A 16,259-nucleotide genomic window follows, 5' to 3' on the forward strand; every position below is an offset into this window, starting at 1 on the left:
CCCCGGATCCGACACCCCGATTCCACCCAACCCCTTATCCACACACCGCCCACGCCTGTCCGCACCACGAACGGAAACCCGACATGAGCGTCGCCGACCTCGCCCCCGCCCTCCCGAGCACGGGCACGCGCCCGTCGGACGCAGCCGCCCGCGGCACCACGACGCTCGCCGCGCGCCTCGACGCCCTCGTGCGCCCGCACCTCGTGCCGGTGGCCCCGCCCCGCGCCAGCACGTCGCCGGCCACCGCCGTCGCGCCGGTCACCGCGGTCGAGCAGGTCACCGCGGTCGAGCAGGTCACCGCGGTCGAGCGGATCGCCTCGGTCGAGCCGATCACCTCGGTCGCGCAGGCCGCGCCGGGGCGCGGACGCACCGCGCCGGCCACGGCACGGCCAGGCGCCGACGGCCTCCAGCTGGGCGCGGCCCGCGTCCGCCTGCTGCACGGCGCGCCGGCACCCCGCGGGCCGCGGCAGGGCGCGGCTCCCCTCGTGCCGGGTCCGCCGCCGCGGCTCGCGGAGCGCGTGCGGGCCCTGCGCGTGCACGACGCGGACTTCGAGGGCGAGGTGCTGGAGCAGTCCGACGAGACGCCCGAGCACGACCCGGCGCGCGCCGCCGCCTCCGTGGCCCAGGCCGTCGTTGAGGTCCTCGCCGGGACGCGGCCGGTCGCCCAGCTCGCCCGGTGGCTCGCGCCGGCCGTCTACGAAGAAGTGCGGGTGCGCGCAGGGCTGCAGCTGCGCGTTGCCACGACCAGGACGCGCCGCAGCGCCACCGTGCGCCGCGTACGCGCGGTGCGCGTCTCGGACCGCTCCGCCGAGGCTGCCGTCGTCGTGGCCGAGGGCGACCGGGTGCGGGCCGCCGCGCTCCGCCTCGACGCCCACCGCGGTCAGTGGCGGGTGACCTCGCTGGAGCTGGCCTGACGAGCCGGCGCGGGACCCGACGGGACACCCGCCACCGACCGCGCGTCCGGCCCGACCACTGTCAGCGGCGGCGGCCCTGCTTGGCCTTGCGGCGCGCCTCCCGGTTGCTGCCCCCGTCGGCCGCGGCGTCGGCGCCCTCGGGCACCTCGGTCCGCACGACCGTCCCCGCGTCCCCGTCCACCGACGGCGCCGAGTACTGCAGGCGCACGGGCTCGGGCCCGTCCAGCCCCTTCCCCGTGAGGACCGGCGCCGGCCGGGCCGCGGGCGCAGCCGTCACGGCGGCGTCCTCGTCACCGTCCGCCGCGGTCGCCCCGCCACCGGCCCCGTCGGAGTCCGCGACGCCCGCGACCGCTCCCGCCGCCGCAGCGCCCGCCGCCCCGCCGGACGCCGCCGTGGCCCCGCTCGCCGTGGCACCTGCTGACGTGGCACCTGCTGCCGTGGCGCCGCCGGCCCGCGGCAGGCCGACGCTCGGCGCGGCGCCGACGGCCGATGCGGGCGTCTCGGCCGGGGCCACCTGCACCTCGAGCCGGTAGAGGTAGGAGACCGTCTCCTCCTTGATGGCGTCGGTCATGACGCCGAAGAGCTGGTAGCCCTCGCGCTGGTACTCGACCAGGGGGTCGCGCTGCGCCATGGCCCGCAGCCCGATGCCCTCCTTGAGGTAGTCCATCTCGTAGAGGTGCTCGCGCCACTTGCGGTCGAGGACCGACAGCGTCACGCGCCGCTCGAGCTGGCGCATCATGTCCTCGCCCAGCTGCGCCTCGCGCTCGGCGTAGGCCACCTCGGCGTCGGAGAGGATCTCCCGCTCGATGAGCTCGGCCGTCAACCGTGTCGGGCCACCGGCCTCCTCGACGACCTCCTCCGGCGTGATCGTCACGGGGTAGACGGCCTTGAGCGCGGTCCACAGCGCGTCGAGGTCCCAGTCCTCGGGGCGGCCCTCGGTGGTGCCCGCGGCGATGTAGGACCGCAGGACGTCGGCGCGGAAGTGGGACACCTGCTCCTGCAGGTCCTCGCCCTCCAGCACGCGGCGGCGCTCGTCGTAGATGACCGCGCGCTGCCGGGACAGGACGTCGTCGTACTTGAGGACGTTCTTGCGGATCTCGAAGTTGCGCGACTCGACCTGCGACTGCGCGGACTGGATGCCGCGCGTGACGATCTTCGACTCCAGCGGCATGTCCTCGGGGAAGCCCGCCCGCGTCATCATCTGCTCGGCCAGGCCGGAGTTGAACAGGCGCATGAGGTCGTCCTGCAGCGACAGGTAGAACCGGGACTCCCCCGGGTCGCCCTGGCGGCCCGACCGGCCGCGGAGCTGGTTGTCGATGCGGCGCGACTCGTGCCGCTCGGTGCCCAGCACGTACAGGCCGCCGAGCTCGACGACCTCGTCGTGCTCCGCCGCGACGGCCTCCTTCGCCTTCTCCAGCGCCTCGGGCCAGGCCGCCTCGTACTCCTCGGCGTTCTCCGCCGGGTCGAGCCCGCGCGCGGCGAGGTCCGCCACGGCCATGAACTCGGCGTTGCCGCCGAGCATGATGTCCGTCCCGCGGCCGGCCATGTTGGTCGCGACCGTGACGGCGCCCTTGCGGCCCGCCTGGGCGACGATCGCCGCCTCCCGCGCGTGCTGCTTCGCGTTGAGCACCTCGTGCGGGACGCCCTGCTTCTTCAGCTTGGAGGACAGCAGCTCGGACTTCTCCACGCTCGTCGTGCCGACGAGCACGGGCTGGCCCTTGGCGTGCCGCTCGACGATGTCCGTGACGACCGCGTCGAACTTGCCGTCCTCGGACTTGTAGACGAAGTCGCGCTGGTCGATGCGCTGCATCGGCCGGTTCGTCGGGATCGGCACGACGCCCAGCTTGTACGTGCTCTGGAACTCGGCCGCCTCGGTCTCGGCCGTGCCGGTCATGCCGGCGAGCTTGTCGTAGAGCCGGAAGTAGTTCTGCAGCGTGATCGTGGCGAGCGTCTGGTTCTCCGCCTTGATCTGCACGCCCTCCTTGGCCTCGATGGCCTGGTGCATGCCCTCGTTGTAGCGGCGGCCGGGCAGGATGCGGCCCGTGTGCTCGTCGACGATGAGCACCTCGCCGTTCATGACGACGTAGTCCTTGTCGCGCTTGAACAGCTCCTTCGCCTTGATGGCGTTGTTGAGGAAGCCGATGAGCGGCGTGTTGAGCGACTCGTAGAGGTTGTCGATCCCGAGGTGGTCCTCGACGCGCTCGATGCCGGGCTCGAGGACGCCGACCGTGCGCTTCTTCTCGTCGACTTCGTAGTCGCGCTCGGGCTCGAGGCGTCGCACGACCTTGGCGAACTCCGCGTACCAGCGGTTGATGTCGCCGGAGGCCGGCCCGGAGATGATGAGCGGCGTGCGCGCCTCGTCGATGAGGATGGAGTCGACCTCGTCGACGATCGCGAAGTGGTGGCCGCGCTGGACGAGGTCGTCGGCGGACCACGCCATGTTGTCGCGCAGGTAGTCGAAGCCGAACTCGTTGTTCGTGCCGTAGGTGATGTCCGCGGCGTACTGCTGGCGGCGCTCGGCCGGGGTCTGCCCCGTCAGCACCGTCCCCGTCGTCAGCCCGAGGAAGCGGTACACGCGGCCCATGAGCTCGCTCTGGTAGCGCGCCAGGTAGTCGTTGACCGTGACGACGTGCACGCCCTTGCCGGTCAGCGCGTTGAGGTACGCGGGCGCGGTGGCGACGAGGGTCTTGCCCTCACCCGTGCGCATCTCCGCGATGTTGCCCAGGTGCAGGGCCGCGCCGCCCATGAGCTGGACGTCGAAGTGCCGCTGGCCGAGGGTCCGGCTCGACGCCTCGCGGACGGCCGCGAACGCCTCGGGCAGCAGCGCGTCGAGGCTCTCGCCGTCGGCCAGCCGCGCCTTGAAGCGGTCCGTCTCCTCGCGCAGCTCGGCGTCCGAGAGGTCGACGAAGCCGCTCTCCAGCGCGTTGACCTGCGCGGAGATGCCCGTCAGCTTCTTCAGGACGCGGCCCTCGCCGAGGCGCAGGACCTTCTCGAGGATCGCAGGCACGTCACTCCCCAGGTTCGGGTGTCCCCGGGGCGGGCGCCCCGGGAGCAGCGGCGTCGCCGTCCTGCCGACCACCGGCCGGCACGTGCACGGCGGACGCCGCCCCCATCGTAGGCGAGGCGGCGGACCGCCCGACGAGGGCCGTCGCGAGAACGGGCGCCAGGTCCCCCACCAGGCGGTGCTCGCCCGACGACCGGTCCCCCACCTCCACCTCCCCCAGCCCGAGCCAGCCCGCCACCGCGACGAGCTCGGCCGCCAGCGCGTGGGCGACCTCCCCCGGCCCAGGCCGGGGCGCCCGCCGGTCCGCCGCCGCGGGCCCGACGACCGGCGCGGTGTGCGCGGCGAGCACGCGCAGCACCCCCGCGCCCCGGTCGGCCTTGAGGTCGACGAGGGCCACCACGTGCTCGCCCAGCAGGAACGGCAGCACGTAGTAGCCCCACGTCCGCAGCGGCTCGGGCACGTAGATCTCGATGCGGTAGCGCAGCCCGAACAGCGTCTCGACGCGCCGCCGCTCGAACACGACCGGGTCGAACGGGCTCAGCAGCGTCGCCCCCGCCGCCCGGCGCGGCACGGTGGCGTCGCGGTGGCGCACGACGGCCGTGTCCCAGCCCTCGACCCGCACGGGGACGAGCTCCCCGGCGTCCACGAGGTCGGCCACCGCCGGCCGCACCTGGTCCTGCCGGAGCCGGAAGTGGTCGGTCAGGCAGCGCAGGGACGCCACGCCCTGCGCCCGGGCGGCGACGGTGACGAGCGCCCGCACGGCGTCGGCCTCCGCCGGCTCGGGCGCGTCACGCACGTGCGGTGGCAGGACGCGCTCCGTGAGGTCGTAGCGACGCTCGAAGGACGCCGTGCGGCTGGCCGCCGCCACCTCACCCGTGAAGAAGAGGAACTCGAGCACGCGCTTCGCGGCCGTCCAGTTCCAGCCCCAGTCCGTGCGCGCCGCCAGGGGCTGGGCGCCGAGCAGGTCGTGCACCTCGCGGGCGGTGAGCGGGCCGCGCTCGGCGACGACCGCGCGCACGTCGGCGAGCTCGGCGGACAGCTGCAGCGGCACGGACCGGATCGACCCCCACGCCTGCGTCCGGTAGGCCCGGCGCCGCCAGCCCAGGAGCGGAAAGGTCGTCACGGGCACGTAGGAGGCCTGGTGCGCCCACGCCTCGACGAGCCGCCGCGGCGCCCGGCCCGCGGCGCGGTCGAGCAGGGCCGGGTCGTACGCGCCCAGCCGCGACCACAGCGGCACCAGGTGGGCGCGCGCGAGGACGTTGACCGAGTCGATCTGCAGGACGCCCAGGCGGTCCACGACCGCGTCGACCGCCCGGCCCGTGACGGCGCGCGCGGGGCGCGGTCCGGCCAGCCCGTGCGCCCGCAGGGTCGCGCGGCGCGCCTGCGAGAGGGTCAGCTGCTCCGGGACGGCTGCCATGCCGCCATCCTGCCCGCGACCCCCGACACGCGCCGACGGGCACCGGGCGGCGCCCGGTGCCCGTCGGCAGGTCCGGTCGTGCGGTCGGCGCTCAGCGCGCGGGCACGGCCTCGCGCTCCGGCTCGGCCGGCCGCGGGAGCGGCGCCGCGCGCATGGCCCCGTCGAGGTCGGCCGGCACGTCGACCCGACCGTCGGCGACGGCGTCCCCGCCGGTGGCCGCCTGCCGCGTCCCCAGCCCCGCGACGGGCATGTCGAGCTTGATGACCCCGTAGGTCCACCCGCGGCGGCGGTACGCCACCGACGGCTGGGCCGTCTCCGCGTCGACGAAGAGGAAGAAGTCGTGCCCGACGAGCTCCATCTCGTAGATGGCGTCGTCCACCGTCATGGGCTGGGCCTCGTGCACCTTCTCGCGGATGACGACGGGCGAGTCGCCCAGCGTCGTCTCCGTGGTGGTGCCGGCCGCCATGCGGTCGGGGGCGGGCTCGGGCGCGGGCTCGACGGGCTCCGGCGGACGCACGTCCATGGGCGTCAGCGGTGCGCGCCCGTGGTGGTCCTTGCGCCGGTCGTGGCTGCGGCGCAGCCGTTCGAGGAGTCGCGCGAGCGCGAGGTCGAGGGCCGCGTTCCTGTCGTCCGCGCACGCCTCGGCGCGGATCACCGGACCCTTGTCGATGACGGTGAGCTCGACGCGTTCGCGCACGCCCGAGGGCTTCGCGTTCGCCTCGTGCGTGACCATGACGTCGATGCGCTGCGCGCGCGGGGCCAGCTGTGCGACCTTGGCCAGCTTCTGCTCGGCGTGCGCCCGGAACTTGGGGAGCACGTCGGTGTGCCGGCCGGCGACCACGATCTCCACGGTGCCTCCATGAGGTGCAGGGGCGGGACCGAGCCCGCCCGCGTTCGGTGTCGAGGGCTGCCCGCAAGGGGCAGGGATGCTGCGTCACCTCCCTCCGGCCGCCGGCACGGGATCCCGGGAGGACCCGGACCTGCGCCGCCGTCGTGGCTGACCTCCACGCTAACCGCCCCCACCCGCACGTCAACCGCAGGTCCGGCGGCTGGGCGCGCCGCGCCACCCCGACGGGCGTCCCCCGCCCGTGGCGCCCGTGCGGGCCCGCCCGGCACCAGGGACCACGGTCCCGGCCACCGCCACCGCGCGGAGGGGCCCGCGAGCCGGCCGGGGCGCCGGGACCGCGCGCGAACCGGGCCGGCACCGGGCCCTCAGGGCGCCGCCGGCGCGGTCGGGGTCTCCGCCCGCGCCGACCCCGGGGGCGGGGTCGAGGCGAGCACCAGCGCGCCGACGACGTCGGCCCCCGCCCGCTCGAGCACCCGCCGGCAGACCGCGAGCGTCGCGCCGGTCGTGAGCACGTCGTCGACGAGCAGCACGCGCGCTTCGTGCAGGTCCGGCAGCCGGGGCACGCGGGCGAGGCGCACGCCGTCGTCGAGGTTGCGGGCCCGCGCCGCACGCCCCAGCCCCGCCTGGTCGCGGCCGCCCCGTCGGACGAGCACCGGTGCCGCCACCGCCGCCGTCCCGCCGTCGCGGCACCCGGCCGCCACCCCCGGCACCAGGCGCCCGACCCGGTGCTCGCCCCGCCGCCGCCGCGCAGCCGCCGTCGACGGCACCGGCACGACGAGGAGCGGCCGGGTCTGACGGCCCTTCCCCGCCGGCCCGACGAGGTCCGGCCCGACGAGGTCCGGCCCGACGAGGTCCGGTGCGACGAGGTCCGGTGCGACCACCGTCGCGGCGTCGCGCAGCAGCGCGGCGAGGAGCGGTGTCAGGTCGGTGCGGCCCCGGTCCTTCCACTGCACGACGACCGCCCGCGCGGGACCCGTCGCGTCCGCCAGCGCCCAGACCGGCGCGCTCGCACCGTCCAGCCGGTCCCAGCGACCCGCCCGGGACTCGCACCGCACCGGTCCGTGCGACCAGGCGGCACGGCAGGACGCGCACCACCGCTCGTCGGGCCGCCCGCACCCGGCGCAGGCGACGGGCAGCAGCAGCCCGAGCAGCTCCGTCCCCAGCCCCGCCAGCAGCCGTGCCAGCACCCGGACCACGACCGCTCGGGGGAGCCCTCCCACCGGCCCTCCCACCGGCCCTCCCACCGGCCCCCCTGCCACTCCTCGTGCCAGCCCTCGCGCGGGTCCCGCCACCTCAGCCATGGCGGCACCCTGGCCCCGTCCGGACGACCGTGACGGCAGCACGCAGCGCTCACGGGACGGGCGCACCAGGTCGCGGGCTGGGGACGGCTCGCGAGGGTCAGCCGGGGTAGGACGGGTCGCGCACGTCCTCCACGCCCGCCACGCGCACCCAGCTCGGTCCGTCGAGCCGGTACAGGCTGCCCTCGGTCGTCGCCGCGAGGAGGTTGCGCTCCCCCCGCCCGGCGGCGACGGCGGCCAGGTCCGACAGCTCCGGCTGCACGACGGTGGCACCCGCGACGGGGACGAGGTGCAGGGCCGGCGCCCCGGTGCTGCGGCCGACGACGGCGAGCGTCGTGGCGTCCACCCACGCCACCGACGTCGCGTCGACCAGCGACGCGCCGACCCGGACGGCCTCGCCGGCCGTCCGCGGCACGCCTCCCTCGTCGCGGACGACGCCGGCCACGTCCACGGCCACGCCGTCGACGCCCTCGCTGACCACGGCGACGCGCGTGGCGTCGCGGGACACGCGCAGGGACCGCACGCGCCGGTCGTCGAGCCAGTCCGCGGTCACCTCGACGACGGCACCGTCGGGCCCGGCCGCCCACAGGCCGCCGCCGTCCCCCGTGCGGGCCGTCCAGGCCCACCCCAGCCGGTCGACGCCCGGGGCGGCCAGGTCGGCGCCCGGCACGAGGACTACGGGCTCACCGCCCGGCGACGGCGCCCGGACGAGACCCGCGTCCGTGAGCAGCACCCGCACCGACCCGTCCTCCGACCGGGCCGGGGACCGCGCGCCGAGCCCCGCGAGGGAGCCGACCTCGTCCACGGGCTCAAGCCCGCCGCCGGCGAGCCGGACGAGCGACCCGTCCTGCAGCATCTCCGGTGCGCCCGACGTCACCACGCCGCTCTCGAGGGCCACGGGGTCCTCGAGCACGACGTCGCCGCTGCTGACCTGCGCGCGGCTGACCCGGGGCAGCGCGAGCGTCGCCTCGAGCTGGGCGAGCAGCAGGCCGCGGTCCGCCTCCAGCACGGCGGCGGGCGGTGCGAGGGTCACCTGCGCGACGCCGGCGGCGTCCACCGGCACCGATCCGACGAGCCGCGCGCCGTCGGGTACCGCCGTGGCCACGGCGTCGCGCAGCCACGGCGACGGACCGGCGAGCAGCGCCTGCACGACCGCCGTGGCGAGGTTGCGCTCGGGGAACCAGCGGACCTCGGGGACGAGGAAGGTGCGGTCGGGCGACAGGAACCACAGCGGTGCGCTGCGGAACTGCGTCGCGAACACGGACCGGGGCAGCACGAGGCCGTCCGGCAGGGACGCGATGCGCCACTCCCCCGAGGCGCCCTGCACGAGCCCGTACGTCACCTGCTGGGCCGCCCCGGCCGCAGCCTCGGCGTAGCGGCCGTCGGCGTCGACGCGCGCCACCACGGGGACGGAGACGGACACCTCCGAGGTCGAGGTCCGCTGCAGGTCGACCGACCCCGCGACGACGACGCCCGCGAGCGGCGACCACTCGGCGCGCGCGTCGCCCGTGAGGAACTGCCGCGCGACGACGAAGTCGTCGCCGAACCCGGCCGCCCCCGCCAGGAGGAAGCCCTGGACGATCTCCTCCGGCTGCGCCCCCTCCTGCGGCCCCTCCGCCAGCACGTCGATGCGGCCGCCCTCGTCGACGGCCACGGCACCCTCCGTGACCGGCCCGCTCGTCGGGATGGACACGCACCCCGCGAGCACGACGAGCAGCGCCGCGACGAGGGGCGCGAGCACGCCGCGGCGCCGGCGCAGCGCGCGGGGACCCGTCGGCGCCCTCACCGGGCGTCCGTCCGCGCGTCGGCCCGCGCGTCGGCCTGCGCGTCGGCCCGCGCGTCGTCGGCCAGCAGCGCCGGCAGGGCCGCGGGGTCCGGACCGCCGCTGCCGGGTGCGGCCGCGGGCGGCGCGGGGGTTGAGTCGTCCTCGGGCTCCAGCGGCAGGGGCGAGAGCCCCAGCCGGATGCCGGCCCGCCGCGGCAGGGTGAGGACGAAGTGGGCGCCGCGTCCGGGTCGTCCCCAGGCCTCGAGGCGGCCGCCGTGCAGGTGCGCGTCCTCCACGGCGATGGCGAGGCCGAGGCCGGTGCCGCCCGTGGTGCGCGCGCGGGCGGGGTCGGCCCGCCAGAACCGGTCGAACACGTGCTGGGCCTCCTGGGCGGTCATGCCGATGCCGTGGTCGCGCACGCCGACCGCCACGGCCTGGTCGTCGGCGGCCACGGTGACGACGACGTCGCTGCCCTCCGCGTGCTCGACGGCGTTGACGAGCAGGTTCCGCAGCACGCGCTCCACCCGGCGCGGGTCGATGTCCGCGACGCACGGGCCCGCGGGGAGGGCGACGGACAGCCACGAGCCGCGCCGTTCGGCCAGGGTCGCGGCGTGCTCGACGGCCCGCACGACGACCTCCCGGACGTCGGCGGCGTCGGCGTCCAGGACCGCGGCCCCCGCGTCGAACCGGCTGATCTCGAGCAGGTCGGCCAGCAGGTCCTCGAACCGGTCGAGCTGCATCGCCAGCAGCTCCGCCGAGCGCTTGACCACCGGGTCGAAGCCCTCGCGCGCCTCGTGGATCATCTCCCCGGCGATGCGGATGGTCGTCAGCGGCGTGCGCAGCTCGTGGGAGACGTCCGAGACGAACCGGCGCTGCACCGCGCCGAGCTCCTCGAGCCGCGCGATCTGGTCCTGCAGGCTGCCCGCCATCTCGTTGAACGCGCGTGCGAGCGTGGCCATCTCGTCCTCGCCGCGCACGGGCAGGCGTTCCGTGAGGTGCCCGTCGGCCAGCCGCTCGGCGACGGCCGCGGCCTGCCGCACGGGGTGCACGGTCTGCCGCGTGACGAGCCACGTGATCGCCCCGAGCAGCCCCGCCAGGGCCACGCCCGCCAGCGCGAGGGTGCGCCACAGCAGGTCCAGCCGCTCCTGCTCGGCCTGGAGGCTGTACAGGAAGAAGAGCTGGTACTGCCCCACGACGGGCACGTCGACCGGCTGCCCGACGACGACGGCCGGCTCCGTCCCGCCGCCCGCGACCGGCAGGGCCACGCTCTGCCAGTGCTGCGCGCCGTCCGTGACGGACTCGCGCAGGGCGGGGCTGACGAGGCCGACGAGGGTCGCGTCGGAGGCGACGGCCCCGACGCGCACCGGCGAGGACTGTCCCGGCGCGCGCAGGAGGAACACCTCGCGCGGCGTGGCACCGCCCGTGCGCTGGGCGCTCGACACGTCGTAGAGCAGCGTCTGCACGTCCGCACCCGTCGTCGCGGTCGAGGAGTCGAAGGTGCCCTGGGCCTGCCGCGTGCTGCGGGCGGCCTCCTGGAGGACCTGCGTGACGCGCGCGTCGAACAGGCCGTCGCGCATCCGCAGGCCGACGTAGGCGGCGACGAGGGCCAGCACCAGCACGCCGATCACCATCGTGGAGGCGATGACGCGCACCTGCAGCGAGGTCCGCCACCGGCGCGCCGCCGCCTGCAGCCGCCGGCCCGTGCGCAGCCGCAGCAGCCGCAGCGCCACCCCCGGCCGCCGCCGGGGGTGCCGGCCCTGCCGTGGAGGGGTCCCCGGTCGCGGCGCGGCTCCCGGCGCCCGGGCCGGGCTCACGCCGCGCCCGCGCCCGCCTTGTAGCCGACCCCCCGCACGGTCACGACGATCTCGGGCTTGTCCGGGTCGACCTCGATCTTGCTGCGCAGGCGCTGGACGTGGACGTTCACGAGGCGCGTGTCCGCCGCGTGCCGGTAGCCCCACACCTTCTCGAGCAGCACCTCCCGGGTGAAGACCTGCCAGGGCTTGCGGGCCAGCGCGACGAGGAGGTCGAACTCCAGCGGGGTCAGCGCCACCGGCGCGCCCGCCCGCACGACGCGGTGCCCGGGCACGTCGATCGTGACGTCGCCGATCGTCAGGTGCTCCGGCGCCGGCTCGTCCGTGCGGCGCAGGCGGGCACGCACCCGGGCGACGAGCTCCTTGGGCTTGAACGGCTTGGAGATGTAGTCGTCCGCGCCCGACTCCAGCCCCAGGACCACGTCGACGGTGTCCGCCTTGGCCGTCAGCATGACGATCGGCACACCGGACTCCGCGCGGATGAGCCGGCAGACCTCCGTGCCGTCCTTGCCCGGCAGCATGAGGTCGAGCAGCACGAGGTCCGGCTGGGTGCTGCGGAACACCGCCAACGCCTCGTCGCCGTCCTCGCAGAACACCGCGTCGAACCCCTCCGACCGCAGGACGATCCCGATCATCTCCGCGAGCGCGGTGTCGTCGTCGACCACCAGCACACGACCTCTCATGGGCGTCATCATCGCACCGGCTCCCGTGCGGACGGCCGCACCGCGCGCGAGGCGCCCGAACGGGGGACGCGACCGGCGCCGGGACGGGCGCACGGGTCTCGTCCCTGCACGGCGACCCGTCCACAGGCTGGTCCCTGTGCAGGTCCGGGCCGTCCGACGGGCCGTCCGTGGCACGATGGCCGCCACCGCACGACGACGGGGACGGCCGGCCGGGCCGCGGACCCCCAGGACCGGAAGCGAGGCGCATGAGCACGCCGCCCCAGGACGCACCCCCGCCCCGCTGGACGAGCCCCGGGACGTCGGGCGCGGGCGGCGACGGGGGACCCGGGGCGCCGCCGCCGGGCGCCCCCGCCGTCCCGCCGGTCCCGCCCGTCCCGCCGTCCGCGCCGGGACCCGCCGGGTACGGGCCGCAGCCCCCGGGATACGGGCCGCAGCCCCCCGGGTACGGGCCGCAGCCCTCCGGCCACGGCCCCCAGCCCCCGGGCTACGGGCCCCAGCCGCCCGGCTACGGACCGGCCCCCGCGGGGACGCAGCCGTGGGGCGCGGGCGCGTGGCAGCCGCCGCCCCTGCAGCCCGGGATCGTGCCGCTGCGGCCGCTGAGCCTGGGAGAGGTCCTCGACGGCGCCTTCCGCGCGGTCCGCGCCAACCCGAAGGTCATGTTCGGGCTGGCGGGCCTCGTCGTCACCGTCGCGGTCCTCATCGGCGCCGTGCTGCAGTGGTACCTCGCGCCCTTCCTCGTCGGGGCGCTGGGGGACCTGACGGTCGAGGCCGACCCGACGGCGCTGCCCACCGACCAGTTCGGACCGGTCCTCGGCAGCCTCGTGCAGAGCGTCGTCGTGGGCATCGCCACGCCCGTCCTCACCGGGCTCGTCATCGTCTCGGTCAGCCGGTCCGTGCTGGGCCAGCGCATCGAGCTGCGGGAGGCGCTGCGCCAGCCGCGGGCGTGGTGGGTCCTGCTGTTCACGCTCGTGCAGGGCGCCGCCCTCGTCCTCGTGGTCGGCGGCTGGGTGGCGGGTGTCGTCGCGCTGGCGCAGGTCTCCGAGGGCGGTGCGGTGGCCCTCGGCCTCGTCGGGGCCCTCGCCCTGCTCGTCGTGTCCGTCTGGGTCACGGTGCGGGTGCTCCTCGTGCCGCCGGCGCTCGTCCTCGAGGGGGGTCGGTTCTGGCCGAGCGTGGCCCGGGGCTGGCGCCTGTCCCGCGGCAGCTTCTGGCGCCTGCTCGGCACCTACCTGCTCGTCTCGCTGCTCGTCGGCATCGTCGCGCAGATCGTCCTCACGCCCGCGGGCGTGCTGGCCGCGGTGCTGGGCGCGGGCCTCGGCTCGGGCACGTACCTGGCGATCACGTCGGTGTTCACCGTCGTGGCGACGACGCTCGCGGCCACGTACCTCGCCGCGGTCGTGGCGCTCCTCTACGTCGACGTACGCATGCGGCGCGAGGGGCTCGACATCGAGCTCGCGCGGGCGGCGGCGGGCGGCGCGTGACGCCGGCGTGAGCGTCCTGACCGTCCTGCCCGGCGTCCTGCCCGGCGTCGTGCGCGCTGTCCCGGTCGACCCCGACGCGCCCACCGCCCGCCGGTGGCTCCTCGAGGAGCTGAGCCGACCGGACTACGACCAGCAGCGCTCGCTGCTGGCCGTCCTGCTCGAGTGGCTGCAGGGGCAGCTCGAGGGGCTGCGGGTCGTGGGGCTGCCCTCGGGGTGGGCGCTGGCGCTGACGATCGCCGCGGCGGTGCTGCTCGCCGCCGTCGTGCTGTGGGTGGCCGGGCCCGTCCGCCGGTCCCGGCGCACCGCACTGCCCCGCGGCCTGCGCGCGGCCGACGACCGCCGCGACGCCGCGGCCCTGCGCGCCGCCGCCGACGCCGCCGAGCGGGCGGGCGACCACGCCCTGGCCGTGGCCGAGCGGTTCCGCGCCGTCGTGCGCGGCCTCGAGGAGCGCACCGTGCTCGACGAGGTGCCCGGCCGGACCGCCGCCGACGCCGCCCGCACCGCCGGCCGCCGCCTGCCCGCCCTCGCGGCCGACCTGCTGGCGGGCAGCGGCACCTTCGACGCCGTCGTCTACGGCCGCGTCCCCGCGGGGCCGGACGACACCGCGGCCCTGCGGACGCTCGACGAGCGGGTCCGCGCCGCGCGGCCGGCGCCGCCCGGGCAGACCGCCGCACCCGCGGACCTGGTGGCGCCGTGAGCACGACGAGCACGACCTCCGCCCCCACCGAGGCCGCCTCCGCCGGCGCCGCCGCCCCCGCCGGTCCCCCTGCGGACGCCGGGCACGTCGTCGGCGACGGGACGACCGCCCGCAGCCGGGCCGCCGCCCGCTGGCGGCGGGCACGGTTCCCGCTGCTCGTCGTCGCCGGGCTCGTGCTGCTCGGGGTGCTGCTGTCGCTGCCCGAGCCGCGGACCTCGCCCGTCCCCCTCGCGCCGGACAACGTGGAGGAGAACGGCGCGCGGGCCGTCGCCGAGGTGCTGGGCGACCAGGGCGTCGACGTCACCTACGCCCGCACCACCGCCCGGGCGGTCGCCGCGGCCGGGCCCGGCACCACGCTGCTCGTGACGTCCGACGTCCTGCTCACCGACGCCCAGGTCGACGCAGTCGGCGGCACGGGCGCGGACCTCGTCCTCGTGACGCCCGGGTTCTCCCTCCCGCTGCTCACGGACGCCCTCGAGCCCGCGTACGGCATCTCCGGCGCGCCGACACCCCGGGAGGCGGCGTGCGCCGACCCCGACGCCGTCGCCGCGGGGACGGTCAGCGCGGCCGGTGGCGTGCGTGCCACGGCGGCGTCGTCGGACGCGGTCGTGTGCTTCCCCGACGCGGACGGCGCGGGTGCTTACGCGACCGTCACCCGCCCGGACGGCACCCGCCTGACCGTCCTGTCCGACCCGTCGCTGCTCACCAACGACGCGGTGCTCGACGAGGGCAACGCCGCCCTGGCGCTGCGGGCGCTCGGCCGTCAGGCCTCGCTCGTCTGGTACGTCCCGTCCTTCGACGACCTCGGCGTCGACCCGACGGGCGACGACGGCGTGGGCGGGTCACCGGCGGAGCTGCTGCCGCCGGCCGCCGGGCCTCTGGCGCTGCAGGCGCTGCTGGTCGTCGTCGTCGCCGCGCTGTGGCGGGCCCGGCGGACGGGCCGCCTCGTCACGGAGCCGCTGCCCGTCGTCGTCCGCGCGGCCGAGACCGTCCGCGGCCGCGGCCGCCTCTACCGCCGGGGGCGCTCCTACGGGCGGGCCGCCGCCGCCCTGCGCGCCGGGTGCGCCGCGCGCTGCGGGGCGCGGCTGGGCCTGCCGCGGGCGGCGCCGGCACCGGCCGTCATCGACGCCGTCGCCCGCGCGACCGGACGCGACCGGAGCGTCGTCGAGGCCCTGCTGTACGGTCCCCCGCCCCGCGGGGACGCGGCCCTCACCCGCCTGGCCACCGACCTGGACCACCTGGAGAGCGAGGTCAACCACCCGTGAGCGAGCACCCCACCCCGCCGCCGGCCGACGCCGGGGCGACCGCGGCCCCGCCGGCGGAACCCGTCGCGCCGATCCCCGCTGCGCCGGGCCCCGCCGCGCCGGACCCCGCCGCGCCGCGGCCCGACGAGGCGCTGCGCGGCACCCTGGCCGCCGTGCGCACGGAGGTCGGCAAGGCCGTCGTCGGGCAGGACGCCGCCGTGACGGGCCTGGTCATCGCGCTGCTGTGCCGCGGGCACGTCCTGCTCGAGGGCGTCCCGGGCGTCGCGAAGACCCTGCTCGTGCGGTCCCTGTCGGCCGCGCTCCACCTGGGCACGAAGCGGGTGCAGTTCACGCCCGACCTCATGCCCGGCGACGTGACGGGGTCGCTCGTCTACGACGCGCGCACCGCGGAGTTCTCCTTCCGCGAGGGCCCGGTGTTCACGAACCTCCTGCTGGCCGACGAGATCAACCGCACGCCGCCGAAGACGCAGGCCTCCCTGCTGGAGGCCATGGAGGAGCGGCAGGTGACGGTCGACGGCACCCCGCGGCCCCTGCCCGACCCGTTCGTCGTCGTCGCCACGCAGAACCCCGTCGAGTACGAGGGCACCTACCCGCTGCCCGAGGCGCAGCTCGACCGCTTCCTGCTCAAGCTCGTCCTGCCGCTGCCCGATCGGCACGACGAGCTCGAGGTGCTCGCCCGGCACGCCGCCGGCTTCGACCCGCGCGACCTGCGGGCGGCCGGGGTGCGGCCGGTCGCCGGCGTCGACGCGCTGGCGCGCGCCCGCGAGGAGGTGACGCGCGTGCAGGTCTCGCGCGAGGTCCTCGGCTACGTCGTCGACCTCTGCCGGGCCACGCGCGAGTCGCCGTCGCTGGCGCTGGGCGTCTCCCCCCGCGGTGCGACGGCGCTGCTGGCCACGTCGCGGGCCTGGGCGTGGCTGTCGGGGCGCGGGTTCGTCACGCCCGACGACGTGCAGGCGCTCGTGCACCCGACGCTGCGGCACCGGGTGGCGCTCCGGGCCGAGGCCGAGCTCGAGGGCGTGAGCGCCGAGAGCGTGCTCGACACGGTGCTGGCCTCCGTGCCGGTGCCGCGCTGAGCGGGGT

General features: G+C 77.0%; 11 protein-coding genes and 1 pseudogene. 5 read left to right on the forward strand and 7 right to left on the reverse strand.

Features of this window, described 5'->3' with window-relative positions; translation table 11 throughout:
* Positions 1 to 83 precede the first annotated feature (83 nt).
* A complete protein-coding gene (locus AC2TDM_RS12525) occupies positions 84 to 914 on the forward strand; it encodes an Rv3235 family protein (protein ID WP_175499156.1) in 831 nt (276 codons plus the stop codon).
* A gap of 61 nt (positions 915 to 975) precedes the next feature.
* On the opposite strand, the gene secA is transcribed toward AC2TDM_RS12525, so the two are convergent.
* From secA to mtrA, 7 genes and pseudogenes are all read right to left on the reverse strand, one after another.
* A complete protein-coding gene (gene secA, locus AC2TDM_RS12530; protein ID WP_090030364.1) occupies positions 976 to 3,921 on the reverse strand; it encodes a preprotein translocase subunit SecA in 2,946 nt (981 codons plus the stop codon).
* Position 3,922: 1 nt separating this feature from the next.
* Positions 3,923 to 5,335 carry a winged helix-turn-helix domain-containing protein gene (locus AC2TDM_RS12535; RefSeq protein ID WP_484634817.1) on the reverse strand — a complete coding sequence of 471 codons (1,413 nt, stop codon included), beginning with the start codon at positions 5,333 to 5,335 and terminating at the stop codon, positions 3,923 to 3,925.
* Between the two features lie 217 nt (positions 5,336 to 5,552).
* A pseudogene (gene hpf / locus AC2TDM_RS12540) lies at positions 5,553 to 6,185 on the reverse strand (ribosome hibernation-promoting factor, HPF/YfiA family); the annotation flags it as partial.
* A gap of 362 nt (positions 6,186 to 6,547) precedes the next feature.
* Complete coding sequence (locus AC2TDM_RS12545) at positions 6,548 to 7,402, reverse strand: ComF family protein (RefSeq protein WP_239078689.1); 855 nt, start codon at positions 7,400 to 7,402, stop codon at positions 6,548 to 6,550.
* A gap of 178 nt (positions 7,403 to 7,580) precedes the next feature.
* Positions 7,581 to 9,266 carry an LpqB family beta-propeller domain-containing protein gene (locus AC2TDM_RS12550; protein ID WP_484634818.1) on the reverse strand — a complete coding sequence of 562 codons (1,686 nt, stop codon included), beginning with the start codon at positions 9,264 to 9,266 and terminating at the stop codon, positions 7,581 to 7,583.
* On the reverse strand, positions 9,263 to 10,975 hold the full coding sequence (gene mtrB, locus AC2TDM_RS12555; RefSeq protein ID WP_275407327.1) for an MtrAB system histidine kinase MtrB: 1,713 nt from the start codon (positions 10,973 to 10,975) through the stop codon (positions 9,263 to 9,265). The genes AC2TDM_RS12550 and mtrB overlap by 4 nt, the downstream gene beginning before the upstream one ends.
* 80 nt (positions 10,976 to 11,055) lie before the next feature.
* Complete coding sequence (gene mtrA, locus AC2TDM_RS12560) at positions 11,056 to 11,739, reverse strand: MtrAB system response regulator MtrA (protein ID WP_203708742.1); 684 nt, start codon at positions 11,737 to 11,739, stop codon at positions 11,056 to 11,058.
* 245 nt (positions 11,740 to 11,984) lie between these two features.
* Here mtrA and AC2TDM_RS12565 point away from each other — a divergent pair, with 245 nt between their 5' ends.
* Genes AC2TDM_RS12565 through AC2TDM_RS12580 form a run of 4 tightly spaced genes read left to right on the forward strand, consistent with a single transcriptional unit; the run spans position 11,985 to position 16,252 of the window.
* Entirely contained in the window at positions 11,985 to 13,217 is a 1,233-nt protein-coding gene (locus AC2TDM_RS12565; RefSeq protein WP_090029747.1) for a DUF7847 domain-containing protein, read from the forward strand.
* Between the two features lie 7 nt (positions 13,218 to 13,224).
* Positions 13,225 to 13,914: a DUF4129 domain-containing protein gene (locus tag AC2TDM_RS12570; protein ID WP_484634819.1), complete on the forward strand. Its 690-nt coding sequence runs from the start codon at positions 13,225 to 13,227 to the stop codon at positions 13,912 to 13,914.
* Positions 13,911 to 15,179, forward strand: coding sequence for a DUF4350 domain-containing protein (locus AC2TDM_RS12575; protein ID WP_484634820.1), 1,269 nt, complete (start codon positions 13,911 to 13,913; stop codon positions 15,177 to 15,179). Before AC2TDM_RS12570 ends, AC2TDM_RS12575 begins: the two co-directional genes overlap by 4 nt.
* Positions 15,176 to 16,252: an AAA family ATPase gene (locus AC2TDM_RS12580; protein WP_484634821.1), complete on the forward strand. Its 1,077-nt coding sequence runs from the start codon at positions 15,176 to 15,178 to the stop codon at positions 16,250 to 16,252. The genes AC2TDM_RS12575 and AC2TDM_RS12580 overlap by 4 nt, the downstream gene beginning before the upstream one ends.
* Positions 16,253 to 16,259: the final 7 nt, after the last annotated feature.

Source organism: Cellulomonas sp. plas2, assembly GCF_057221735.1.